Here is a 22,459-nt window from a genome sequence, read left to right on the forward strand (position 1 = left end):
CGATGGATCGTGAAGGGGCGCCCTCCGAGCTTCGGCTCGGAGGGCGCCCCTCTCTGTGTCCTACGGTGCGACTGTCAGCTCAGCGCGGCCTTCACGGCGGCGGCGACCCGGCCGCCCTCCGCCAGCCCGTCCACCTTCGGACGCACCAGCTTCATCACCGCGCCCATCGCCTGCGGCCCGCTCGCCCCGCTCTCCGCGACGGCGGCGGCCACGATCGCGGCCAGCTCCTCGTCGGAGAGCTGCTTGGGCAGGTACCCCGCCAGCACCTCGCCCTCCGCCCGCTCCCGGGCCGCCTGCTCGGTGCGGCCGGCGCCGTCGAAGGCCGTGGACGCCTCCCGGCGCTTCTTCGCCTCCCGGCCGATCACCTTGAGCACCTCGTCGTCCGAGAGCTCGCGCTTCGCCCGGCCCGCCACCTCCTCGCTGGTGACGGCGGCCAGCGTGAGCCGGATGGTGGACGAGCGCAGCTCGTCCCGGTCCCTGATGGCAGCCGTGAGGTCCTCCTGCAGCTGCGCCTTGAGCGTGGTCATGGCCGCAAGTCTCCCACCTGCGGCGTTCCGGCGCCCGGCATTAACGGCCGCCGCCCTCCCGTACTGCCGCTGTGCTCCCGTACGGCCGCGGGGCTCCCCCCGGGCGGTCACCAGCTGATCCCCCGTCTGAGACCATGGAGCGATGCGACCGCTGTACTCCGTCCCCCTCGGTGTCGCCGCCGTCGGCGCCGCCTGCCTCGCCTACTCCGTCGGGTACGAGGTCCGATCCTTCCGGCTCCGCCGCGTCGAGATCCCCGTCCTGCCGCACGGCGCCCGACCGATCCGCGTGCTGCAGGTCTCCGACATCCACATGGTGAGCGGACAGGGCAAGAAGCAGCGCTGGCTCCAGAGCCTCGCCGGCCTGCGCCCCGACCTCGTCGTCAACACCGGCGACAACCTCTCCGACCCCCACGGCGTCCCGGCCACCCTGGACGCGCTCGGGCCGCTGATGGAATTCCCCGGCGTCTACGTCTTCGGATCCAACGACTACTACGGCCCCGCCCCCAAGAACCCGGCCCGCTACCTCCAGGCCCTGCGCAGCGGCGTCCACGGCATGAACAACCCCGACGGCACCGCCAACACCGGCGTCGTCGGCGCCGTCCACAACCCCTGGGAGAAGCTCCGCGACGGCTTCGACGCCGCCGGGTGGCTCGACCTGACCAATGCCCGCGGCCGCCTCACCGTCAACGGCCTCGACCTCGAGTTCACGGGCCTCGACGACCCCCACATCCGCCGCGACCGCTACTCCGAGGTCGCCGGCGGCCCCTCCGCCGACGCCGACCTCTCCCTCGCCGTCGTCCACGCGCCCTACCTGCGCGTCCTCGACGCCTTCACCGCCGACCGCTACCCGCTGATCCTCGCCGGTCACACCCACGGCGGCCAGCTCTGCATCCCCTTCTACGGCGCCCTCGTCACCAACTGCGACCTCGACACCGACCGCGTCAAGGGCCTCTCCACCCACACCGCCGGCGGCCGCCGCGCCCACCTCCACGTCTCCGCCGGCTGCGGCACCAACCGCTACACCCCCGTCCGCTTCGCCTGCCCCCCCGAAGCCACCCTCCTCACCCTCACCCCGGCCCCCCGCTGACCCACCCGGACGCCCGCCCGAAACCGGATTTCGTGTCTCGGCGAGCGTCCGGTAGAGTTCTACTCGTTGCGACGGAGACGGAGCGACAAACCGCAGGACCGGGGTGTGGCGCAGCTTGGTAGCGCGCTTCGTTCGGGACGAAGAGGCCGTGGGTTCAAATCCCGCCACCCCGACCCAGTAACACCAGCTCAGGGCCGGTGACCCGCAAGGGTTACCGGCCCTGACTGCTTTTCCCGGGGCTACTGCCGAGGTGCGGCCAGGTGGTCGACGAGGGTGGAGACGCCGGATGGGCCGTGGCCGGCGGTGACGGCGCGGCGGGTGAGGGTGAGGGCGGCTTCCAGGACGGTGGTGTCCAGGCCGCGGGTGCGGGCGGTGTGGGTGACGTGGGCCAGGCCGGCGGCGGCGGAGGCGAGGGTGCTGCGGTCGCCAGGGTGGTGGTGGGTGTCGGCGCGGTGGGCGTAGTCCTCGATCAGGGGTGGCAGCAGGAGCGGCAGGCCCTGGGCGTAGGGGGCCAGTTCGGCGCCGGTGATGCCCTCGGCTCGGGCGAGTGCGAGGGCGTGGAGGTAGCCGTGGACGGTGGTCCAGAAGAGGTCCAGCACGGCCGCGTCGAAGGCGGCGGCCCGTCCGGGGTCCTCGCCCACGTGGCGTGCGGTGCCGAGGGCCGCGAACGTCTCCCGGTGCGCGGCGAAGGTCTCGGCGGGGCCGCTGAACAGGACGGTGGCCTCGGGGCGGCCGATGGTCCTGGTCGGGGTGAGGATCGCGGCGTCGAGGAGGTGGTGCCCGTGGGCCAGGGCGTCGGTGGCGTTGGCGCGGGCGTCGTCGGGCGTGACGGAGGTGGCGTTGACGACGGTCCGGCCGCGCAGGGCCGGGCCGGCGGCGTCCAGGACGGCCCGGGCGGCCTCCTGGTCACGGACGCAGAGCAGGACGAGCGGCGCGTCGGCGACCGCCTCCGCGGGGCTCGCCGCCGAGCGGGCGCCGTGGGCGAGTGCCTCGGCGTCGCGGCCGGGCGTGCGGTTCCACACGGTGGTCGGATGGCCTGCCGCGAGGAGGGCCAGGGCCAGCGCCCGGCCCATCGGGCCCAGGCCTAGAACGGCAACGGCCGCACGGGAATGAGTGGTTGAGGAAGATCGTCGGTTCGGCACGGCGTTTACGCTAGAGCTTCACGTCGGCGTCAGAGTCAAGCCCGTACCGGACCACGGAAGGTGCCCGCCATGCGGATCGGAGAACTCGCCCGTCGCACCGGGGTCACCCCCCGCGCGCTGCGCTACTACGAGGAACAGGGCCTGCTCACCCCCGAACGCCGCCCCAGCGGCTACCGCGAGTACGCCGAGCGCGACGTGGACGCCGTCCACGGCATCCGCACCCTCCTCGCCGCAGGCCTCAACAGCGCCACCATCGCCGAGATCCTCCCCGGCCTCCCACCCCCCGGCCACCGCCGCCCCGGCCCGACCTGCCCGGAACTCCTCACCCTCCTCGCCCACCAACGCACCCGCATCACCCACCAGATCGACGAACTCACCACCGCCCGCGCCCTCCTGGACCGCATCACCGACTCCCCCGCCCCGAGCGACCTCATCCGCACGGCCCGGCCGGGAGACTGAGCCGGGGTCAGGGGGTGGGGAGGAGGGTGGTGGGGAGGTCGGTGCGGGAGGTGATGCCGAGTTTGGGGTAGGCCTTGTAGAGGTGGTGGGCGACGGTGCGGGGGCTGAGGAAGAGTTGGGCGGCGATGTCGCGGTTGGTGAGGCCCTGGGCGGCCAGGCGGGCGATCTGGAGTTCTTGGGGGGTCAGAGAACTCAGAGAAGTCAGAGCGGTCAGAGAGGCCGAGGGGGTCGAGGAGGTCGCGGGGGAGGTGGGGGTGCCGGTGGCGGCGAGTTCGGTGCGGGCGCGGGTGGACCAGGGGGTGGCGCCGAGGCGGTCGAAGGTTTCGAGGGCGGCGCGCAGGTGGGGGCGGGCGTCGGTGCGGCGGCGGGTGCGGCGGAGGCGTTCGCCGTGGAGGAGGGCGGTGCGGGCCTGTTCGAAGGGGCGGTGGGCGGTCTCGTGGAGGGCGAGGGCGGCCGTGTAGGTGGATTCGGCGAGTTCGTCGGGGCCGAGCAGGGCCTGGCAGCGCAGGCGTAGGGCTTCGGCCCAGGGGCGGTCGACGGCGGCGGTCCAGCGGGCGAAGCGTTCGTACGGTTCGGTGGCGCGGTCGGGGGTGCCGAGGCGGACGAGGGCTTCGACCAGGTCGGGGACGGCCCGGGTGGCGCTGACGTGGTGGCGGTGGGGGCCGGTGGTGAGGGCGTGCAGGCGGTCGGCGGCGTCGCCGGCGCGGCCCTGGCCGAGGTCGTGCAGGGCGAGGGCCCAGTGGGCCCAGGGGTGGCCGGCGGCGGGGGCGGCGGTCTGGGAGCCGGTGGTGGTGAGGGCGGTGGCGGCGAGGGCGGCGCACTGTTCGGTGCGGCCGTCGAGGGCGGCCAGGTAGGCGAGGATCGCGGAGAGTTGGCTCACCCACTGGTGCTGGCCGGTGTCGCGGGCGAGGGTGAGGGCCTCGGTGGCGGTCACCTCGGCGTCCCGGTGGCGGCCGTGGAAGAGTTCGGCCTCGGCGAGGAAGAACTGCAGGGTGGGCAGCACGCCGACGGTGCCCTTGGCGCGGGCCTCGGCGGCGAGTTCGGCCGCGAGGTCGGCGGTCTCCTCGTCGCGGCCGAGGACGAGGGTGGCGCCGCAGAGCTGCACCAGGTCGACGGGGCTCTCGGCGCCGGCCTTGCGGGCGGCCTCGACGGTCTCCCGGACGGGCGGGAGCGGTCCGGCGGGCCTGCCGAGGGCGGGCAGGACGACGGCGGGCAGGTGCCGGGCCAGCGGGGCGAGCGGGGCGTCCTCGGCGAGCGGGAGGGCCGCGAGCCGGTCGAGGACGGTGACCACCGGCTCCTCCCCCGCGTACCAGGCGGCGTGGAACGCCTGGAACAGCATCCGGGCGGCGTGGGACGGGTCGATGTCGGCGCCGGCGGCGTCCAGCAGCAGCCGGTGGGCGGTCGGGTAGGAGCCGCGCCAGAAGTGCGCGGTGGCCCGGACCTGGTCGAGCAGGGCGTGCGCGAACGCGTCGTCCGTACGGGCGCCGGCCTCCTCGGCGAGGGCTTCGGCACGCTCCAACTCGCCTTCCTCGGTGGCGGCTTCGGCGGCGAGGACGAGCCGGCGGGTGGCGCCGTCGCGGTCGGGGGTGAGCCGGGCGGCGCGCTCGTACGCGGTGGCGCCGCCACGGCCGCCGCTGCGTTCGGCGCGGACGGCGGCGCGTTCCAGCGCGTCGGCGAGGTCGGCGTCGGGGCCGGTGGCGGCGTGGGCGCGGTGCCAGGTGCGGCGGTCGCCGTCGGGCAGGGCGTCGGCGACGGCGCGGTGGGCGGCCAACCGCTGATGGTGCGGGGCCCGTTGGAGGACGGCGGCGCGCAGCAGCGGGTGCCGGAAGGCGACCCGGCGCTCGGGGGTGACCGTCACCAGGCCGGACTCCTCGGCGGGGGCGAGGTGTTCGGCGCCGACTCCGAGGGCCTCGGCGGCAGGCAGGACGACGGCCAGGTCGCCGTTCTCCTCGACGGCGGCGACCAGCAGCAGGGTCTGGGTGGCCGCCGGCAGGCCCGTGACCTGGCCGTGGAAGGCGACCAGCAGCCGACTGGTCAGCGGCAGGCCCCCGGCGGCGGCGGTGAGCGGCAGTTCGGTGAGCGCGAGCGGGTTCCCGGACGCCTCGGCGAGCAGTCCGGCGGAGACGGCCGTGGCTCCGAGGGCCGACAGGCGGTCGGCCAACAGGCGGGTCGCGTCGGCGTCGGAGAGCCCGGAAACGGTCAATTCCGGTAGCCCGTAAGGACGTTCAGCGAAGGCTGGCCGGGCCGCGAGCAGCAGTGCCACCCCCTCCGCCTGGAACCGCCGCGCGGCGAGCAGTAGCGCGTCCAGGGAGGCGCCGTCCAGCCACTGGAGGTCGTCGACCACGCACAACAGCGGCCGGTCGGCGGCGAGTTCGGCGAGCAGGCCCAGGGTGGCGAGGCCGACCAGCAGCCGGTCGGCGGGCGCGGACTCCTCCTCGGCCAGCCCGAACGCCCGCTCCAGCGACCGACGTTGCTGGCCGGGGAGCGTGGGCAGCCGGTCCAGGCCGGGCGCGAGCAGCATGCTCAGCCCGGCGAAGGGCAGTTCGGCCTCGCACTCGACGCCGGTCGCCCGGATCACCCGGAACGCGGACCCCGCCCGGGCCACCGCGTCGTCCAGCAGGGCCGTCTTGCCGATGCCCGGCTCGCCCCGGAGCAGCAGCACGCCGCTGCGCCCGTCCCGGGCCGCCGCCAGCAGGCTCTCCACGGCGGCCTGTTCGCCTTCCCTCCCGTACAGCATGCCCCCGACCCTACCGAGCCCGACCACGTGCCGAGGCTACGTACGCCCCTACCTATACGTGACGGATTCGGCCGCGACAGCCCGTCCCTAACGTGGTGGACACACCGGGAACGACCGGAACAACCCCCCACCACGACACGGGAGTCGACCATGACCGCGATCACCACCGCCACCCTCCAGCAGCTCGCCGAGCGCTACCTCGCCGCCTGGAACGAGACCGACCCGGCCGCCCGCCGCAAGCTGGTCGACGAGGTGTGGGCCGAGGACGGCCGCTACACCGACCCGCTCGCCGCCGTCGCCGGCCGGGAGGCGATCGACGGGCTGCTCGGCGCCGCCCAGGCCCAGTTCCCCGGCATGCGCTTCACCCTCGGCCCGGTGGACGCGCACCACGACATCGCCCGGTTCACCTGGAACCTCGGCCCCGAGGGGGCGGAGGAGCCCCTGGTCATCGGCTTCGACGTGCTGACCGCGACCCCCGACGGTCGGATCGGCGCCGTGTACGGCTTCCTCGACCGCGTCCCCGGCGCCTGAGGCCCCCTCCCCCGACGCCGGAGCCCCACCCCGGCGCCGGAGACCCCGTCCCGACACCGGAGCCCCCCGCCGGGAGGGCCCAGAACCCTCCCGGCGGCCCCAACCCCCCTGAGGAGAGCCCGAGATGAGCACCGCCCTCCGCCGGATCGACAGCAGACCGGCCGCGAGCCCCGCACCCCCTCGGGGCCTGCTCCCGGTCGTCCTGACCGCCACCTTCATGACCGCCCTCGACGTCTTCGTCGTCAACGTCGCCATCCCCTCCCTCCAGTCCGACCTGGGCGCCGGCCCCGCCGCCGTCCAGTGGGTGGTCGCCGGCTTCGGCCTGGCCTTCGCCGCCGGGCTGGTCACCGCCGGACGCCTGGGCGACCGCTACGGCCGCCGCCGGATGTTCGCCCTGGGCCTGGCCCTGTTCACCCTCGCCTCCGCCGCCTGCGGACTGGCCCCCACCGCATCCGCCCTGGTCGGCGCCCGGGTGGCGCAGGGCCTGGCGGCGGCGCTGATGGGCCCGCAGGTGCTGGCGATCCTGCGCACCGCGTTCGAGGGCGCGGCGCAGGCACGGGCCTTCGCCCGGTACGGGCTGACGCTGGGGCTGGGCGCGGTGCTCGGCCAGCTGATCGGCGGGCTGCTGATCCACGCGGACCTCCTCGGGCTCGGCTGGCGCAGCTGCTTCCTGATCAACCTGCCGGTCGGCCTGGCCGCGCTCGCCGCCGTCGGCCGCTGCCTGCCGGAGTCCCGCGCCCCGCAGCGCCCCGGGCTGGACCCGGTGGGCGTGCTGCTGGTCACCGTCGCGCTGACGGGCCTGGTGCTGCCGCTGATCCAGGGCCCCGGTCTGGACTGGCCGCTCTGGACGGTGCTGTGTCTGATCACCTCGCCCGTCCTGCTGGCCCTCTTCGCCGTCCACCAGCACCGCGCGACCCGCGCCGGCGGCTCCCCGCTGGTCGACACCCGGCTGTTCCGCGAGCGGACGTTCAGCACCGGGCTGCTCGCCCAGCTCGCCTTCGTGCTCGGCCAGGGCTCCTTCTTCCTCGTCCTCGCCCTGCACCTCCAGTTCGGCCGGGGCCTGGACGCGCTCGGCGCGGGCCTGGTGTTCACCGCGATCGGCCTCGGCTACCTGCTCACCTCCAACGTCACCCACCGCGTCACAGCCCGCCTCGGCGAGCCCCGGACGATCACCGTCGGCGCCCTGCTGATGGCCGCCGGGCTGCTCCTGCTGGCCCTCGCGGCCTACGAGGGGCCGGACGCCGACGTGTGGTGGCTGGCGCCCGGGCTGTTCGTGGACGGGCTCGGCATGGGCCTGGTGATCGCGCCCGTCACCTCCGTGGTCCTGGCGGCGGCCGACCCACGGCTGGCGGGCTCGGCGGCCGGGGTGGTGTCCACCGTGCAGCAGGTCGGTGGGGCGCTCGGCGTGGCGCTGATCGGGCTGGTCTACTACGGCGCCGGGGATCCGACCGCCGCCTTCGGGCGCAGCGTCCTGGCCCTCGCCGGGCTGGAGGCGACCCTGGTGGCGCTGGTCCGGCTGCTGCCGAACCGTCACCGGCCACGCGGATGACGACACCCCGCCCCCGAGCGTCGCGAAGCCCCGCCGCCGAGGATCGCGACGCCCCACCCCCGAGGATCGCGAAGCCCCGCCCCCAACGTCGCGAAGCGCCGGGTACACCCGCCCGTTCCGTTCCGTCACCCGGATCGGGTTGGATGGTCGGATGAGCGAGGAGAAGAGCGCCGTTCCGGCGTGGGAACAGCGGTTCAGGGCGGCCCGGGTGTCACTGCCGGACTGGGCGGAGGACGCCCCCGACCGGGCGCTGTACGTGTCCAACGCGACCGGCACCTACGAGGTCTACGCCTGGGACCGCGCCACCGGCGCCCACCGCCGGGTGACCGACCGTCCGAACGGCACCACCGACGCCGAACTGTCCCCGGACGGCGCCTGGGTGTGGTGGTTCGACGACCAGGACGGCGACGAGTTCGGCGTCTGGCGCCGCCAGCCCTTCACCGGCGGCCCCGACGAGGAGGCCGTGCCGGGCCTGGCCGCCTCCTACTCGGCCGGCCTGGCGCTCGGCCGCGACGGCACGGTGGTCGTCGGCCGCTCCACCGACGAGCACGGCACCACCCTGCACCTGCGCCGCCCCGGCGCCGCCGAGGCCCTCGAGGTCTACCGGCACGAGGAGTACGGCGGCGTCGCCGATCTCAGCCACGACGCCTCCCTGCTCGCCGTCGACCACACCGAGCACGGCGACGCCATGCACTCCGCGTTGCGCGTCTACCGGATCACGGCGGACGGCGGCATCGAGCCCGTCGCCGAGCTCGACGAGGTCACCGGCCGGGACGACCCGCGCGGCGTCGCCTGCCTGGGCTTCGCCCCGGTCGAGGGCGACACCCGGATGCTGGTCGCGCACCAGCGCACCGGCCGCTGGGAGCCGATGATCTGGGACGTCGCCACCGGCGCCGAGACCGCCCTCCCGCTGCGCGACGAGCAGGGCCGCGAGCTGCCCGGCGACGTCTCCGCGCAGTGGCGGCCCGGCGCCGCCGAGCTGCTCGTCGAGCACGAGTACGAGGCGCGCAGCGAGCTGTTCTCGTACTCCCTCGCGGATGGCCGGCTCACCCGGGTGGACACCCCGCGCGGCACCGTCGGCGGCGCCACGGCCCGCCCGGACGGCACCGTCGAGTACCTGTGGTCCTCCGCCGCCGAGCCCTCCGCCGTGCGCTCCACCGCCGGGACGGTCGTGCTGCGGGCGCCGGGCGCGGTGCCGCCCGGGTCCGTCCCCGTCGAGGACGTCTGGGTGGACGGGCCCGGCGGCCGGGTCCACGCCCTGGTGCAGCGGCTGGCCGGCGGGCAGGGCCCGTACCCGACGGTGTTCGAGGTCCACGGCGGCCCGACGCACCACGACAGCGACTCCTTCGCCGCCGGCCCGGCCGCCTGGCTGGACCACGGCTACGCCGTCGTCCGGGTCAACTACCGCGGCTCCACGGGCTACGGCCAGGCGTGGACGGACGCGCTGCGCGAGCGGATCGGCCTGATCGAGCTGGAGGACATCGCGGCCGTCCGCGCCTGGGCGGTGGAGAGCGGCCTCGCCGACCCGGACCGGGTCGTCCTCTCCGGCGGCAGCTGGGGCGGCTTCCTCACCCTGCTCGGCCTCGGCGTCCAGCCCGAGCTGTGGTCGCTCGGCGTCGCCGCCGTGCCCGTCGCGGACTACCACACGGCGTACGCGGACGAGATGGAGGCGCTCAAGTCGCTGGACCGCACGCTCTTCGGCGGCACCCCGGAGGAGGTCCCGGAGCGCTACACCGCCTCCTCCCCGCTCACGTACGTCGAGCGGGTGCGGGTGCCGGTCTACGTCAGCGCCGGGGTGAACGACCCGCGCTGCCCGATCCGGCAGATCGACAACTACGTGGAGCGGCTGGCGGCGCTCGGCAAGCCGCACGAGGTGTACCGGTACGAGGCCGGGCACGGGTCGCTGGTGGTGGAGGAGCGGATCAAGCAGCTGCGGCTGGAGATCGACTTCGTCCGCCGGCACCTCGAGGCGGACCGGGGGCCGGTGTGAGGCGTCGCCTGACGCTGGCGGGGGCGGCGGTGGCCGGGGTGCTGGTGCTCGCCGGCTGCTCGGGCTCGCACGGCGACGAGGCGGCCTGCCCGCCCCCGGCGCCGGTCGCGTCGGCCTCCCCGGTGACGGCGGCGCCCCTGGCCTCCTCCTACCGCTCCGCCGACGCGCCCGGGACGGACCGGGCCGCGAAGGGGTCGAAGGGTTCCAAGGGCTCCGGCGGCGGGGGGTCGAAGCCCGGACGGACGGTGCACCACCACATCGACCACCACGACTCGAGCGACGGCACGGACGGCGGGTACGGCCACTGCCACGGCGCGTCGGCACCGACTCCCTCGAAGCCATCCTCGCCCGTACTGCCCGGCGGGCCCGGCGGGCCCGCGACGGCGCCGAAGAAGTGACTCGGTGAAGAGGTGACTCAGTCCAGGACCGGGTCCAGCCCCAGGGCCCGGTCCTGCTCCGCCTCCGCCTCCCGGCGCACCAGGCGGAACCACATGAAGACGACGAACCCGCCGAAGACGAACCACTCCAGGGTGTAGCCCAGGTTCTGGAACGCGCGCAGCGTCAGCCCGTCCCCGCCCTGCGGCTCGACGGTCGGCACCGCGGTCAGCCCGGCGGGCGGCTCGTCGGCGGCCACCCAGCCGTCGTACCAGCCGTCGTACGACAGCACGTTGAGCAGCGACGCCCGGTTGATCATGCCGAGCTCCCCGGCCGGCAGCCCGCCGGCCACCGCGCCGTTGCTGCCCACCGACTCGTTCGCCTGGAGCCGCCCGGTGACGGTGACCGCACCGCCGGGCGGCGCGGGCGCGATGGCGGGCGCCCCGGGCGCGACGGCGGGCGTCCCCGGGGCCCAGCCGCGCACCACGGCGACGGCGTGGCCGTCGGCGGTGCGCAGCGGGGTGAGCACGTAGTAGCCCTGCTTGCCGTCCAACACCCGGTTGGGGACGAGCAGTTGGTGTTCCAGGTCGTAGCTGCCGCTGACGCTGACGGACTTGCCGACCGTCACGGTGGACACCTGCGGCGCCGCCTCGTTCAGCAGGTCGTCGATCGGCCGGGCGTCACCGGCGGCCGTCGCGGACTGCTTGTTCTCCCGGTGCGTCGAGACCCGGTCCTCGAACCGCCCGAGCTGCCAGGAGCCCAGCCAGACGCACACCGCCACGGCCGCCACGGCCAGTGCGGTGCCGCTCAGCCAGCGGGGAGTGAGGAGGAACCGGTACACACCCCCCACGGTAACCACTCCTCACACCCGCCCCGACCACAGGGGCCCCGCTCCCGGCCTCAGCGCGCCGTGGGCGATCCGGCCGACGCCCCCGCGGGCTGGACGCCGCCCCGGTAGAGGGTGCCGGAGCAGGGGACGGGCACCGTGGCCGTGGCCGCCGTGGGGCTGCCCGGCGCCGGGGTGTGGGCGATGGTGGCGGTGGCCGGGGTGGCGCTGGGGTTGCCGGTGGGAGCCGTGCTGGTGGGGCTGGGGGCGCCGGTGGGGTTGGCGGTCGGAGTGGTGGTGGGCTCGGGGTTGGCCGACGGCGCCGCGGAGCCGCCGACGGACGGGGCCTCGGTGGCGGCGGGGGCCCGGCTGGCGGCGGCCGCGGGCTGGTTGGGGCCGGTCCCGGTGGAGGGGCCGGTCCCGGCGCCGCAGGTCTGGTCGGGGACCCAGGCGAACGGCACCCGGTAGCCCGCCTGCGGGGCGAGGACGGGCGGTTCGGTGTCCATCGCGGGCAGCCCGTCCGCCGGGTCGCCGGGGGCGTGGTCGGCGGTACGGACCCGGGCGCGGTCGGCGCCCGTGACGGCGGTGACCGCGACGGCGCCGGGCCCGCCGAGGCGGCAGCTGCGTCCGGAGACGTTGTAGACGGTGAACGAGCCGTACACCCGCCCCGCCGCGTCCGCCGCGCCGACCTGTGCGGCGCCCTGGCCGAGGTCGGAGCGGGTGCAGAGCGGTACGAGGACGGGGGTGGCGCCGGGGCTGGCGGTCGCGGCCGGGCTGCCGCTCCCGGGGCTGGGCGAGGCGGTGGACACCCCGGAGGGCACCACGGTGCCGCCCCCGCCGTCCCGGCCGGGGCGGGTCGAGCCGGTGTCGCCGCCGGCGGTGCCCGTCGCGCTGCCGGGGCCGGTGACGGAGGGGCCCCTGGCGCCCGGGGATCCGGGCCCGCCCGAGAGGCCCAGGTGTTCACCGTCGTGCAGGGCCGGCAGGGCGACGGCGACGGCCAGGGCGAGGGCCGCCGCGCCCGTCCAGGCGCCCCGGCGGGCGGCCCGGCGCCGGGGTACGGCCCGCCGGAGGTGGGTGAGCGCGGTGGGATCGGGGTGGATCCCGTCGACGGCGTGGTGCATCAGCGCCCGGACGGCCCGCTCCTCGGGCGAGAGCCCGTCAGCCATGACCGGCCTCCATCTGGATGCGGAGGGCGGCGAGTCCGCGCGATCCGTAGGCCTTCACCGATCCGAGCGAGATGCCCAGGGTGTCGGCGACCTGCGCCTCCGTCATGTCCACGAAGTAACGCAGCACCAGAACCTCCCGCTGACGGCGTTGCAGACCACGCAGCGCGGCCTTCAACTGGTCGCGCTCCAACGCATCGTAGGCACCTTCTTCTGCACTGGCCATGTCAGGCATGGGCTTCGGCAGCAGTCGCAGGCCGAGGATCCGGCGGCGCAGCGTGGAGCGGGACAGGTTGACGACGGTCTGGCGGAGGTAGGCGAGGGTCTTCTCGGGTTCGCGCACCCGGCGGCGGGCGGCGTGGACCCTGATGAACGCCTCCTGGACGACGTCCTCGCAGGTGGAGAGGTCGTCGAGGAGCAGGGCCGCGAGCCGCAGCAGGGAGCGGTAGTGCGCCTGGTAGGTCTCGGTGAGCAGGTCCTCGCTCGTTCCGATGTGCGCACCGAGGCGCGCGCCCGGCAGCGCGCCGGTTCGCGCCCCCGCCGTTTCGGCGACGGTGGCACCGGCCGCGGAGGTGACGGCATTCACATCGGCGCTCACATCGGCACGCGCTTCGGCACGCACTTCGGCATGCGCGTCGGCGCTCGTACCCGCACGCGCGTCGGCGCTCGTGGCGGCACTTGCGTCGGCGTCCGTGGCGGCGTTCGCGTCGGCGCTCCCGCCCGTTTTCGCGCAGGCGTCCGCGTCGGGCCCGGGATCGGCACCGGAGCCCGCCGGACCAGGTGCGACCGCGGTCATCTGGTCGTCGTCCGGCCTACTCGCAGGCCACGGGTAGCGCGACGGGAACGGCATCACGGCCCCCGCCGGAACGCCCGCCCTTACCCCCACCAACACGTTCGCCACGCCCGTTGGACACTCGATCCCCTGTCATGGTTGCCCGGCCCGGGCCCATTCTTCCGCATCGACGGAAGCCGTCTCCAGGGGATTGCGGGGGATTCCGGACGGATCGTGTCGAGGAACGGACACCCTCGTGACGAACCGGCGCCCGTACGGGGTGGAGGCGGCGACCCCGGTGTCTCCTACGGCTCCCGACCCGGCGTCAGTTCACCGGCCACCAGTTCGGCGATCTGCAGCAGGTTCAGGGCCGACCCCTTGCGCAGGTTGTCGCCGCAGAGGAACAGGTCGAGCGCCTCGGGTTCGTCGAGGGCGCGCCGCACCCGGCCGACCCAGACCGGGTCCGTGCCGACCGCGTCGTTCGGGGTGGGGAACTCCCCGGCCGCCGGGTCGTCGTAGAGCACGACGCCGGGCGCGTCCCGCAGGATGTCCTGCGCGTGCTCCTGCGTGATCTCGCGCTCGAAGCGGGCGTGCACGGCCAGCGCGTGGGTCCGTACGAGCGGCACGCGCACACAGGTGGCGGAGACCTTGAGGGCGGGCAGGCCCAGGATCCTGCGGGTCTCGGCGCGCAGCCCCAGCTCCTCGCCGGACCAGCCGCCGTCCCCCGGCGCGCCGCCGCACCAGGGCACCGCGTTGTGGGCGAGCGGGGCGGCGAACGGCCCGTCCTCGGCGATCACCGCCCGCAGGTCGCCGGTCTGGCGGCCCGCCGTGGTGCCGGTCACCAGCGCGGTCTGGGTGCGCAGCGCCGTCTCCCCGGCCCGGCCCTCGCCGCTGGCGGCCTGGTAGGTGGCGACGACCAGGTGCGCCAGCCCGTACTCGGCGTGCAGCGCGCCGAGCGCCGCCGTCATCGCGAGGGTGGTGGCGGCCGGACTGGCGACGATGCCGCGCGAACGCAGCCTGAGCGCCGCGGAGTTGACCTCGGGGACGACCAGCGGGACGTCCTCGTCGGCGCGGAACGCGGCCGAGCCGTCGACCACCACGATGCCCTTGGCCGCCGCGATCGGCGCCCACTGCGCGGCGACCACGGCGGGGACGGCGAACACGGCCACGTCGATCCCGGCGAGCGCCTCCTCCGTCAGCGGGAGGACCGGGACGCTCTCCCCGCGCACCGCGACCGTACGGCCGGCCGAGCGCGGGGAGGCGACGGGACGGATCTCGCCCCAGACGTCCCGCCGGAGCGCGAGCAGACCGAGCAGCACCTCGCCGACCGCGCCGGTGGCGCCGACGACGGCGAGGTGGGGGCGCCCGGTCACCGCCCGGGGCCCCGGCTCGACCGCAGGGACGTCACCGCCCGGTGCCGCCGTAGACGACGGCCTCGTCGCTCTCGCTGTCCAGGCCGAAGGCGCTGTGCACGGCGCGGACGGCCTCCGGCACGTCCTCGGCGCGGGTCACGACCGAGATGCGGATCTCCGAGGTGGAGATCAGCTCGATGTTGACGCCCGCGGCGGACAGCGCCTCGAAGAAGGACGCCGTGACACCCGGGTTGGAGCGCATACCGGCGCCGACCAGCGAGATCTTGCCGATCGCGTCGTCGTAGCGCAGCGACTCGTAGCCGATGCCGTCCTTGACCCGGCCGAGCGCGTCGATGGCCTTCTGGCCCTCGGTCTTCGGCAGGGTGAAGGAGATGTCGGTCAGGCCGGTCGACGCGGCGGAGACGTTCTGCACCACCATGTCGATGTTCACCTCGGCGTCGGCGATGGCGCGGAAGATGCTCGCCGCCTCGCCGGGCTTGTCGGGCACGCCGACGACGGTGACCTTGGCCTCGGAGGTGTCGTGGGCGACTCCGGAGATGATGGCCTGCTCCATCTCGCCCCCTTCGGGCTTGTTCGGGTTCTCGTTGCTGACGATCGTCCCGGGGAGACCCGAGAAGGACGAGCGTACGTGAATCGGGATGTTGTAGCGACGGGCGTACTCGACACAGCGGTCGAGCAGCACCTTCGAGCCCGAGGATGCCAGCTCGAGCATGTCCTCGTACGCGATCCAGTCGATCTTCCGCGCCTTCTTCACCACGCGCGGGTCGGCGGTGAAGACGCCATCCACGTCGGTGTAGATCTCGCAGACCTCGGCCCTGAGCGCGGCCGCGAGGGCGACGGCGGTGGTGTCGGAGCCGCCGCGGCCCAGCGTGGTGATGTCCTTGCTGCTCTGCGACACCCCCTGGAAGCCCGCCACGATCGCGATGTTGCCCTCGTCGAGCGCGGTGCGGATGCGACCGGGCGTCACGTCGATGATGCGCGCCTTGTTGTGGACGGAGTCCGTGATGACACCGGCCTGGCTGCCCGTGAAGGACTGCGCCTCGTGGCCCAGGGATTTGATCGCCATGGCCAGCAGCGCCATGGAGATGCGCTCTCCAGCGGTCAGCAGCATGTCGAACTCACGGCCGGCAGGGAGAGGTGACACCTGCTCCGCGAGTTCGATGAGCTCGTCCGTCGTGTCGCCCATCGCGGACACCACGACGACGACCTCATGGCCGGCCTTCTTGGCGTCAACGATTCGACGGGCCACGCGCTTGATGCCCTCGGCATCCGCAACGGATGAGCCGCCGTACTTCTGCACGACAAGGCCCACGTGCGCTCCTCGACTAGTGTCGTTTTCCGGGGGCATCGGCCCCCGTTCCCCCCAGGTGGAGGGGGGTGTGCGGTCGGCGCCAGTCTAGCGAGCGGGTACGCCCCGACCGGGGTCTTCCATATGATGAGACGCTCGTTTCAGCACGTGAGCGGGGGTCCGGAGGCCGCACCGGCAGGTCTGCGGGACATCGGGCGCCCGCCCGAAGAATCGTCGGGGGGACGCACGGCGGGGCGGCCGGATTTCTTTTCCGGCCGCCCCGCTGAGGTGTGCATCACATTTTCGGTTCGCTCGACGTTCTCGGCTCCGGTTCGCCCGACGCTCTCAGCGCCCGAGGCCCAGCTCCGCCGCCATCAGGTCGCCGGCCTGCTGCTCCAGCTGCTCGTCGGTGAGCCCGTCGTCGTCCGTGTCCGCGCCGTCCGCCGCCGCACCGATCGGGCTGTCCAGCCGGACGTGCGCGATCAGCGACTGCAGCGCCCGCAGCACCGCCGAGCAGGTCGTGCCCCAGTTGGACAGGTACGAGAACTGCCACCACCACAGCGCCTCGCTGACCCGGCCCTCGCGGTAGTGCGTCAGCCCGTGCTGCAGCTCGCCGACCACCCCCGCCAGGTCGTCCGAGATCCGGAAGGCGTTCGGCTTCTCCGGCGGACCGTACGGGTCGAAGACCTCGTGGTAGACGTCGATCGGCGCCAGCAGCACGGCGAGGCGCTCGCGCAGCTGCTCGCCGTCCGGCTCCGGCCCGGTGTCGGGCTCGAAGCGGTCCTCCGGGACGACGTCCTCGATGGCACCCAGCCGGCCGCCGGCCAGCAGCAGCTGCGAGACCTCCAGGAGCAGCAGCGAGACCGCACTGCCCGGCTCGTCGCCCTTGGCGACCTCGGTGACGGCGAGCACGAAGCTCGCCACCGAGTCGGCGATCTGCACGGCGAAGTCGTCCGGCTCCGAGCCGTTCGCGTGGGTGTGGGCCTCGGGACCCGTGGGCTGCTGGTTGGTCGTCCGGTCAGACATCGAGCAGTCGTCTCCCTTCGAAGGCGCGGCCGAGGGTGACCTCGTCCGCGTACTCCAGATCCCCGCCGACGGGCAGACCGCTCGCCAGACGGGTCACCTTCAGGCCCATCGGCTTACAGAGCCGGGCCAGGTAGGTGGCGGTCGCCTCCCCCTCCAGATTGGGGTCGGTGGCCAGGATCAGCTCGGTGACCGTGCCATCCGCGAGGCGAGCGAGCAGCTCGCGGATGCGCAGGTCGTCCGGGCCGACGCCCTCGATGGGGCTGATCGCGCCGCCCAGCACGTGGTAGCGGCCGCGGAACTCGCGGGTGCGCTCGATGGCGACGACGTCCTTGGGCTCCTCGACCACGCAGATCACCGCGAGGTCGCGCCGCGGATCCAGGCAGACCCGGCACTGCTCGGCCTCCGCGACGTTGCCGCAGACCGCGCAGAAGCGGACCTTGTCCTTGACCTCCAGCAGCGCGTGCGCGAGACGGCGCACGTCGGTCGGGTCGGCCTGAAGGATGTGGAAGGCGATCCGCTGGGCGCTCTTGGGCCCGACGCCGGGCAGCCTGCCCAACTCGTCGATCAGGTCCTGAACCACGCCCTCGTACAACGTCGCGCCTTCCCTCTGGTGGTCGCTCCGGCGGTCTCCGGTAGCCGGTAGCCGGTCGTGCTGATGGTCGTCGGTGTCCGGTGCCATCATCCAACGAATCGGGCGCCGGACACACCGCCCGACGCCCGACTCCCACATAAATCACATGGTTCCGTCTTGAACCACTGCGCTGCGCACAGCGGCGGCCCGGAACCCGGCCCGGACTAGAACGGCAGGCCGGGGATGCCGCCGCCGAGGCCCTGGGTCAGCGGGCCCATGCGCTCGGCCTGCATCTTCTGCGCCTCCTGGGTGGCGTTCTGCACCGCCGCCAGGACCAGGTCGGCCAGGGTCTCGGTGTCCTCCGGGTCGGCCGCGGCCGGGGCGATGGTCAGCGCCACCAGCACGCCCGAACCGGTCACCGTCGCCTCGACCAGGCCGCCGCCCGCCGTACCGGTCACCCTCGCCTCGGCCAGCTCCTGCTGCGCCTGGGCGAGGTCCTGCTGCATCTTCTGCGCCTGCTTGAGCAGCTGCTGCATGTTGGGCTGGCCGCCACCGGGGAACACGGCACTCTCCTTGCTGTCGTTGCTGTCGTTCGAAGCCTTCGTCGTCATCGACGAGCCTACGTGCCGATCAGTTGCCGCGGTGGTGGATCTCCTCCAGCACCGTGGCACCCAGCTCGCGGATGATCAGCTCCTGACCGGAGAACGCCTCCTCGACCAGGTCCGGATCGTCCGCCTCCGGGATGTCGTCCTCCGGCGCCACCACCGGGGCCGGAGGCTGCGGCGGAGCCTGCACGGGCCTGGCGGGCGCAACCGGCGCGGGCTGCACGGGCTGCGCCTGGACGGCCTGCGGCGGAGCCGGGGGCTGGACGGGCGCCTGGGGCTGCGGCTGCGGCACGGACACCGGCGGGGCCTGCACGGGCGCGGCGGCAGCGGCCGGACGGGCCGGGGCGCCCCAGCCTCCACCGCCTCCACCGCCCCCGCCTCCGCTCGGGCCGGGACCGCCGGCGCCACCGACACCACCGGACGGGTCGACGATGCACTCGATGCGCCAGTCCACGCCCAGGGCGTCGGACAGCGCCTGGCGCAGCACGTCGTCACTGCTGCTGCTCACGAAGCTGTCGCGGGCGCCGGCGTTGATGAACGACACCTGGAGCACGCTGCCGTCGAAGCCGGCCACCTGGCCGTTCTGGCTCAGCAGGATCCAGGTGAAGCGGCGGCGGTTCTTCACCGCCTCCAGGATCTGCGGCCACAGCTGGCGCACCTGCGCGGCGCCCTGCTGCGCGGCCGCGGAGGGCTGGGCGCCGGGGGCGGGGGCAGGTGCCGGTGCCGGGGCGGGCGTGGGCGCCACGGGCGCCGGAGCGGGGGCCTGCGGTTGTGGCTGTGCCTGCGGCGCCGGGGGCGCGGCGGGGGCGCCCCCGCCGGACGGGAAGCTGCGCGGGATCGGCCAGGCGCCCGGCGCGGGGCCGGTGGGAGCCGCCGGCTGCGGCGCGGGGGCGGGCGCCGGGGAAGGCGCGGGAGCGGGCGCCGGAGCAGGCGTCGGGGCGGGCGAGAACACGGGGGCAGGCGCCTCCGTCACCGGAGCAGCCGCCGGAGCAGCCATGGGAACCGGCGGCGCCGCCATCGGCACGGCCGCAGGCATGACGCCACCCGCCGCCGCCCTCCGCTCCAGCTTGTCCAGCCGCGCCTGCAGCGACAGCTCGTCGCTGTACGCGCCCGGCAGCATCACCCGGGCGCAGATCAGCTCCAGCTGCAGCCGCGGCGCCGCGTTGCCGCGCATCTCCGTCAGCCCGGTGTTGACGATGTCCGCAGCCCGGCTCAGCTCGGCCGCGCCGAACCCGTCCGCCTGGGCCTGCATCACCGCGATCCGGTCCGCCGGGGCGTCGATCAGCCCCTTCTCCCCCGCCTCCGGCACGGTGGCGAGGATCACCAGGTCGCGCAGCCGCTCCAGCAGGTCCGTCACGAAGCGCCGCGGATCGTGCCCGCCCTCGACCACCCGGTCGATGACCTCGAACACCGTCGCCCCGTCGTGCGCGGCGAACGCGTCCACCACCTCGTCCAGCAGCGCCGAGTCCGTGTACCCCAGCAGCGACGTCGCCATCTGGTACGTCACGCCGCCCTCGGTGGCCCCCGCCAGCAACTGGTCCATGACCGACATCGAGTCACGCACCGAACCCGCGCCCGCCCGCACCACCAGCGGGAACACCGGGTCCTCGACCTGGATGCCCTCGCGCCCGCAGACGTCCGCCAGGTAGTCGCGCAGCGTGCCGGGCGGGACCAGCCGGAACGGATAGTGGTGCGTCCGGGACCGGATCGTCCCGATCACCTTCTCCGGCTCGGTGGTCGCGAAGATGAACTTGAGGTGCTCCGGCGGCTCCTCCACCACCTTGAGCAGCGCGTTGAACCCGGCCGAGGTCACCATGTGCGCCTCGTCCAGGATGAAGATCTTGTACCTGCTGTGCACCGGCGCGAAGAACGCCCGCTCCCGCAGCTCACGCGCGTCGTCCACACCACCGTGCGAGGCGGCGTCGATCTCGATCACGTCGATCGACCCGGGCCCCCCGGTCGCCAGGTCCCGACAGGACTGGCACTCCCCGCAGGGCGTCGGCGTCGGCCCCTGCTCACAGTTCAGACAACGGGCCAGGATGCGCGCACTCGTCGTCTTGCCACACCCGCGCGGCCCGCTGAACAGGTACGCGTGGTTGACCCTGTTGTTGCGCAGGGCCTGCTGGAGCGGAGCGGTCACGTGCTCCTGCCCGATGACCTCCGCGAAGGTCTCGGGGCGATAGCGGCGGTACAGGGCTAGGGACACACCCCCGACGATATCGGGACGGACCGACAAACGCGGCGCCCCTCCCGCCCCCGCCCCCGAGAACGCGAAGACCCCCCGTGCACCCGCCAGAGCTCTCCTACCCTTGCTGCCTTCCGGCCCTGGGGGGGTTCAAAGAGATAGCGCCACACGAGGGGCTGACCCCCACACTACCGGATTCCCACCCCCACGATCCACAGGCCACCCCACCCCTCCCGCCTGCGGGATAGGTGGTCGCGAGCACCCCGAAACATGTACTAAGCTCTCCCACGGAGGATTCGCCTAGAGGCCTAGGGCGCACGCTTGGAAAGCGTGTTGGGAGCAATCCCTCACGAGTTCGAATCTCGTATCCTCCGCCTTTGCCTAGCAAGGCAGTTGAAGGCCCCGACCGGGTTCCCGGCCGGGGCCTTCTTCGTGTCCTGGTCTCAGTTCTGGTCTCAGTTCGCCCGCACGGGCGCGAACCTCTGCCCGGGACGGACACGACATAGCTCCAGCCCGGACGGGTAGCCGCCTTGAGGCGAGGAAACTCGCCTGGGCAGTTGGAGGCCCACCGTGGGAGGTCACCACAGCTCCACAGCCGTGAACCGCCATCTGATCTTCACCGGCGATCGGGAAGCCGCCCTTGTCAGCGAAGGGCTGGCGTTCACCCGTCAGTTCCTAGCCGATTGGCACTTCCTCCCAGCGTCCACCGTCGACGACGCTCAGCTCGTTGTCGCGGAACTGCTGACCAACGCCATCCGGCGCACCACCGCCGGCCCCGTCGCCCTGGACCTGGCCCGCGACGGCTCGCGCCTGCGTATCGCCGTTACTGATCCTTGCCCCGGCATCACGTTGCCCGACCGTTTGACCAGCCACCGGCCCGGGCAGATCGGTGGCCATGGCCTGTTCATAGTCGAACGCATCGCCGTGGCCTGGGGCACCTTTCGCGCTGGCTCTCGCAAGACCGTGTGGGCTGATCTCCTCCTCCGCCCGAAACAGCCCGACCGTGTGCCACAGGACCGTCGCCGTGCCAGCCAGAAGCCGTTGTGACAGACGGCGAGCCGGTGTGCAGGCAGGGCGCGTTGGCTCAGACGGGCGCGGGGGTGAGCAGGACAGCGGCACGGTCCGCGGTGAGCACGCCAAGGATGTGGTCGTCCTCGTCGACGACGGGCCAGACCGCCAGGTGCTTGATCCGCATCGCGAGCGCGGCCAGGGCCAGACCCATGGTCGGCCACGTGAACGGGCCGCGCTGGTGCGAGGTGGCGCTGATCGCGGTCCGCTCGGCGTCCCAGGAACGGGCCAGGAACGGGTGGAGGCCGGCGCGGGTGACCAGTCCTTCGCACCGGCCGTTGTGGTCGCGCACGAGCAGGTACTCGACGTGGGCGCTGTGGAAGATGTCGTTGGCCTGGTCGACGGTGCTGTCGTCGGCGATCTGGTAGTCGCAGGGGTCCATGGCGTCAGCGACCGTGAGGCCGTGGCCCGGCCGTGTCGACTGCGGGGAATGAGTGGTCACGGTGTTCACCGTTCCCGTCTCCGGGCTCGCCCGAGGCTGTCCGGAACGTCCTTCACCCAGAACGAAGCCGGAACGAGTGCCGGAATACGGGGTGCCCTGGATGGTTTCGAGCGTACTCCTGCGGCCGGACCGCCCCAGGGAGCCCGTTGCGGAGTAGCGTGGGAGACAACCGAGGACTCTCCGAATATCGGCATTCGCGCTGGTGTCGCCCTAGGTCATGAGTGGTCCCTCACGGACCGGACGGGCGGCCCCACATGATGCCGATCCCCCTCCCCACTCCTTCCTCCCCCGGGCCGTGGTCCGTGCCCGGTGTTCCGCTGCTGCCGCGCCTGGTGCTGGAGCCGACGATGTCCCGGGAGGGGATCTTCGACGGCGCGTGGTGGCCCCGCTCGAACCACATCCTGGCCGAGCTCCCGGACCTGATCACCGCGCTCAGCGCCCACCTGGGGCCCATCGTCCGGGTCGGCCTCGACACCTCGGCCTGGGACGGGGTGCCCCGATCCCTCGCGGCGAACGGCCTGATGGTCAAAATCAACTGGTTCGCTGGCAGTGACGCAACCATCAGTGTCACCCGGGGTTTCCAGGACCACTTCCTCCTCCTGGTCGTACCGCCACTCACCACCCCGGAGAACGCCTCCTCAGCGATGGCAGGTGCCGCAGAAACCGGAAACCACACCCCGGCAGCCAAACTCCTGCTCGGATGAGCAGTCCGGCATCTGACGATGCCGGACTGCTCATGAGCG

At 73.9% G+C, this 22,459-nt stretch carries 21 protein-coding genes, 2 tRNA genes and 1 other RNA gene; 10 read left to right on the forward strand and 14 right to left on the reverse strand.

From position 1 onward, the window contains the following. Nucleotides 1-74 precede the first annotated feature (74 nt). Nucleotides 75-527: a GatB/YqeY domain-containing protein gene (locus tag ACIBCA_RS15290; RefSeq protein ID WP_396283351.1), complete on the reverse strand. Its 453-nt coding sequence runs from the start codon at nucleotides 525-527 to the stop codon at nucleotides 75-77. Nucleotides 528-669: 142 nt separating this feature from the next. Here ACIBCA_RS15290 and ACIBCA_RS15295 point away from each other — a divergent pair, with 142 nt between their 5' ends. Then, nucleotides 670-1,614 carry a metallophosphoesterase gene (locus tag ACIBCA_RS15295; protein ID WP_396283352.1) on the forward strand — a complete coding sequence of 315 codons (945 nt, stop codon included), beginning with the start codon at nucleotides 670-672 and terminating at the stop codon, nucleotides 1,612-1,614. 99 nt (nucleotides 1,615-1,713) lie between these two features. Beyond that, nucleotides 1,714-1,787, forward strand: a tRNA-Pro gene (locus ACIBCA_RS15300). Between the two features lie 66 nt (nucleotides 1,788-1,853). Here ACIBCA_RS15300 and ACIBCA_RS15305 read toward each other — a convergent pair. Beyond that, a complete protein-coding gene (locus ACIBCA_RS15305; RefSeq protein ID WP_396283353.1) occupies nucleotides 1,854-2,756 on the reverse strand; it encodes an NAD(P)-dependent oxidoreductase in 903 nt (300 codons plus the stop codon). Nucleotides 2,757-2,825: 69 nt separating this feature from the next. Between ACIBCA_RS15305 and ACIBCA_RS15310 the strand changes: the two genes are divergently transcribed. Then, the gene (locus tag ACIBCA_RS15310; RefSeq protein WP_396283354.1) at nucleotides 2,826-3,215 is read left to right on the forward strand and encodes a MerR family transcriptional regulator; all 390 of its coding nucleotides are present in this window, start codon (nucleotides 2,826-2,828) and stop codon (nucleotides 3,213-3,215) included. A 7-nt stretch (nucleotides 3,216-3,222) separates the two neighbouring features. Here ACIBCA_RS15310 and ACIBCA_RS15315 read toward each other — a convergent pair whose 3' ends face one another. Then, on the reverse strand, nucleotides 3,223-5,952 hold the full coding sequence (locus tag ACIBCA_RS15315; RefSeq protein WP_396283355.1) for an ATP-binding protein: 2,730 nt from the start codon (nucleotides 5,950-5,952) through the stop codon (nucleotides 3,223-3,225). Between the two features lie 150 nt (nucleotides 5,953-6,102). Between ACIBCA_RS15315 and ACIBCA_RS15320 the strand changes: the two genes are divergently transcribed. From ACIBCA_RS15320 to ACIBCA_RS15335, 4 genes are all read left to right on the forward strand, one after another. Continuing rightward, entirely contained in the window at nucleotides 6,103-6,483 is a 381-nt protein-coding gene (locus ACIBCA_RS15320) for a nuclear transport factor 2 family protein (protein WP_396283356.1), read from the forward strand. A 124-nt stretch (nucleotides 6,484-6,607) separates the two neighbouring features. Next, nucleotides 6,608-8,032, forward strand: a complete 1,425-nt coding sequence (locus tag ACIBCA_RS15325) for an MFS transporter (RefSeq protein WP_396283357.1) — start codon at nucleotides 6,608-6,610, stop codon at nucleotides 8,030-8,032. 151 nt (nucleotides 8,033-8,183) lie between these two features. Beyond that, on the forward strand, nucleotides 8,184-10,022 hold the full coding sequence (locus ACIBCA_RS15330) for a S9 family peptidase (RefSeq protein WP_396283358.1): 1,839 nt from the start codon (nucleotides 8,184-8,186) through the stop codon (nucleotides 10,020-10,022). Continuing rightward, nucleotides 10,019-10,420: a hypothetical protein gene (locus tag ACIBCA_RS15335; protein ID WP_396283359.1), complete on the forward strand. Its 402-nt coding sequence runs from the start codon at nucleotides 10,019-10,021 to the stop codon at nucleotides 10,418-10,420. The genes ACIBCA_RS15330 and ACIBCA_RS15335 overlap by 4 nt, the downstream gene beginning before the upstream one ends. Before the next feature lie 17 nt (nucleotides 10,421-10,437). Here ACIBCA_RS15335 and ACIBCA_RS15340 read toward each other — a convergent pair whose 3' ends face one another. The 10 genes from ACIBCA_RS15340 to ffs form a co-directional block, all read right to left on the reverse strand. Continuing rightward, nucleotides 10,438-11,238, reverse strand: coding sequence for an SURF1 family protein (locus ACIBCA_RS15340; RefSeq protein WP_396283360.1), 801 nt, complete (start codon nucleotides 11,236-11,238; stop codon nucleotides 10,438-10,440). Between the two features lie 59 nt (nucleotides 11,239-11,297). Next, nucleotides 11,298-12,389: a hypothetical protein gene (locus ACIBCA_RS15345; protein ID WP_396283361.1), complete on the reverse strand. Its 1,092-nt coding sequence runs from the start codon at nucleotides 12,387-12,389 to the stop codon at nucleotides 11,298-11,300. Continuing rightward, nucleotides 12,382-12,906 carry a SigE family RNA polymerase sigma factor gene (locus ACIBCA_RS15350; protein ID WP_396283584.1) on the reverse strand — a complete coding sequence of 175 codons (525 nt, stop codon included), beginning with the start codon at nucleotides 12,904-12,906 and terminating at the stop codon, nucleotides 12,382-12,384. The genes ACIBCA_RS15345 and ACIBCA_RS15350 overlap by 8 nt, the downstream gene beginning before the upstream one ends. A gap of 557 nt (nucleotides 12,907-13,463) precedes the next feature. Beyond that, nucleotides 13,464-14,531, reverse strand: coding sequence for an aspartate-semialdehyde dehydrogenase (locus tag ACIBCA_RS15355; RefSeq protein WP_396283362.1), 1,068 nt, complete (start codon nucleotides 14,529-14,531; stop codon nucleotides 13,464-13,466). Nucleotides 14,532-14,562: 31 nt separating this feature from the next. After that, on the reverse strand, nucleotides 14,563-15,843 hold the full coding sequence (locus ACIBCA_RS15360) for an aspartate kinase (protein ID WP_396283363.1): 1,281 nt from the start codon (nucleotides 15,841-15,843) through the stop codon (nucleotides 14,563-14,565). Between the two features lie 321 nt (nucleotides 15,844-16,164). Beyond that, complete coding sequence (locus ACIBCA_RS15365; RefSeq protein WP_396283364.1) at nucleotides 16,165-16,845, reverse strand: DUF5063 domain-containing protein; 681 nt, start codon at nucleotides 16,843-16,845, stop codon at nucleotides 16,165-16,167. Continuing rightward, nucleotides 16,838-17,437 (reverse strand): recombination mediator RecR, encoded by a 600-nt coding sequence (gene recR, locus ACIBCA_RS15370; RefSeq protein WP_396283365.1) that lies wholly within the window; start codon nucleotides 17,435-17,437, stop codon nucleotides 16,838-16,840. The genes ACIBCA_RS15365 and recR overlap by 8 nt, the downstream gene beginning before the upstream one ends. 203 nt (nucleotides 17,438-17,640) lie before the next feature. After that, nucleotides 17,641-17,979 carry a YbaB/EbfC family nucleoid-associated protein gene (locus ACIBCA_RS15375; protein WP_396283585.1) on the reverse strand — a complete coding sequence of 113 codons (339 nt, stop codon included), beginning with the start codon at nucleotides 17,977-17,979 and terminating at the stop codon, nucleotides 17,641-17,643. A gap of 67 nt (nucleotides 17,980-18,046) precedes the next feature. Beyond that, nucleotides 18,047-20,227 (reverse strand): DNA polymerase III subunit gamma and tau, encoded by a 2,181-nt coding sequence (locus tag ACIBCA_RS15380; RefSeq protein ID WP_396283366.1) that lies wholly within the window; start codon nucleotides 20,225-20,227, stop codon nucleotides 18,047-18,049. A gap of 63 nt (nucleotides 20,228-20,290) precedes the next feature. Beyond that, nucleotides 20,291-20,387: signal recognition particle sRNA small type (gene ffs, locus ACIBCA_RS15385), an RNA gene on the reverse strand. 108 nt (nucleotides 20,388-20,495) lie between these two features. Here ffs and ACIBCA_RS15390 point away from each other — a divergent pair. After that, nucleotides 20,496-20,580 (forward strand) — tRNA-Ser (locus ACIBCA_RS15390). A gap of 223 nt (nucleotides 20,581-20,803) precedes the next feature. Beyond that, entirely contained in the window at nucleotides 20,804-21,253 is a 450-nt protein-coding gene (locus ACIBCA_RS15395; protein ID WP_396283367.1) for an ATP-binding protein, read from the forward strand. A gap of 37 nt (nucleotides 21,254-21,290) precedes the next feature. Here ACIBCA_RS15395 and ACIBCA_RS15400 read toward each other — a convergent pair whose 3' ends face one another. Then, nucleotides 21,291-21,716 carry a CBS domain-containing protein gene (locus ACIBCA_RS15400; protein ID WP_396283368.1) on the reverse strand — a complete coding sequence of 142 codons (426 nt, stop codon included), beginning with the start codon at nucleotides 21,714-21,716 and terminating at the stop codon, nucleotides 21,291-21,293. A 254-nt stretch (nucleotides 21,717-21,970) separates the two neighbouring features. Here ACIBCA_RS15400 and ACIBCA_RS15405 point away from each other — a divergent pair, with 254 nt between their 5' ends. After that, nucleotides 21,971-22,420 carry a DUF5994 family protein gene (locus ACIBCA_RS15405; RefSeq protein WP_396283369.1) on the forward strand — a complete coding sequence of 150 codons (450 nt, stop codon included), beginning with the start codon at nucleotides 21,971-21,973 and terminating at the stop codon, nucleotides 22,418-22,420. The last annotated feature ends 39 nt before the right edge of the window (nucleotides 22,421-22,459 follow it).

Origin of the sequence: Kitasatospora sp. NPDC051170 (assembly GCF_044455705.1) — a bacterium.
Classification (GTDB): Bacteria; Actinomycetota; Actinomycetes; order Streptomycetales; family Streptomycetaceae; genus Kitasatospora.

Excerpts from the sequence above, each read along its gene's own strand:
- ACIBCA_RS15290 (WP_396283351.1), bottom strand. The coding sequence starts at position 527 with ATGACCACGCTCAAGGCGCAGCTGCAGGAGGACCTCACGGCTGCCATC.
- ACIBCA_RS15295 (WP_396283352.1), top strand. The coding sequence starts at position 670 with ATGCGACCGCTGTACTCCGTCCCCCTCGGTGTCGCCGCCGTCGGCGCC.
- ACIBCA_RS15310 (WP_396283354.1), top strand. The coding sequence starts at position 2,826 with ATGCGGATCGGAGAACTCGCCCGTCGCACCGGGGTCACCCCCCGCGCG.
- ACIBCA_RS15315 (WP_396283355.1), bottom strand. The coding sequence starts at position 5,952 with ATGCTGTACGGGAGGGAAGGCGAACAGGCCGCCGTGGAGAGCCTGCTG.
- ACIBCA_RS15320 (WP_396283356.1), top strand. The coding sequence starts at position 6,103 with ATGACCGCGATCACCACCGCCACCCTCCAGCAGCTCGCCGAGCGCTAC.
- ACIBCA_RS15325 (WP_396283357.1), top strand. The coding sequence starts at position 6,608 with ATGAGCACCGCCCTCCGCCGGATCGACAGCAGACCGGCCGCGAGCCCC.
- ACIBCA_RS15330 (WP_396283358.1), top strand. The coding sequence starts at position 8,184 with ATGAGCGAGGAGAAGAGCGCCGTTCCGGCGTGGGAACAGCGGTTCAGG.
- ACIBCA_RS15345 (WP_396283361.1), bottom strand. The coding sequence starts at position 12,389 with ATGGCTGACGGGCTCTCGCCCGAGGAGCGGGCCGTCCGGGCGCTGATG.
- ACIBCA_RS15365 (WP_396283364.1), bottom strand. The coding sequence starts at position 16,845 with ATGTCTGACCGGACGACCAACCAGCAGCCCACGGGTCCCGAGGCCCAC.
- ACIBCA_RS15405 (WP_396283369.1), top strand. The coding sequence starts at position 21,971 with ATGATGCCGATCCCCCTCCCCACTCCTTCCTCCCCCGGGCCGTGGTCC.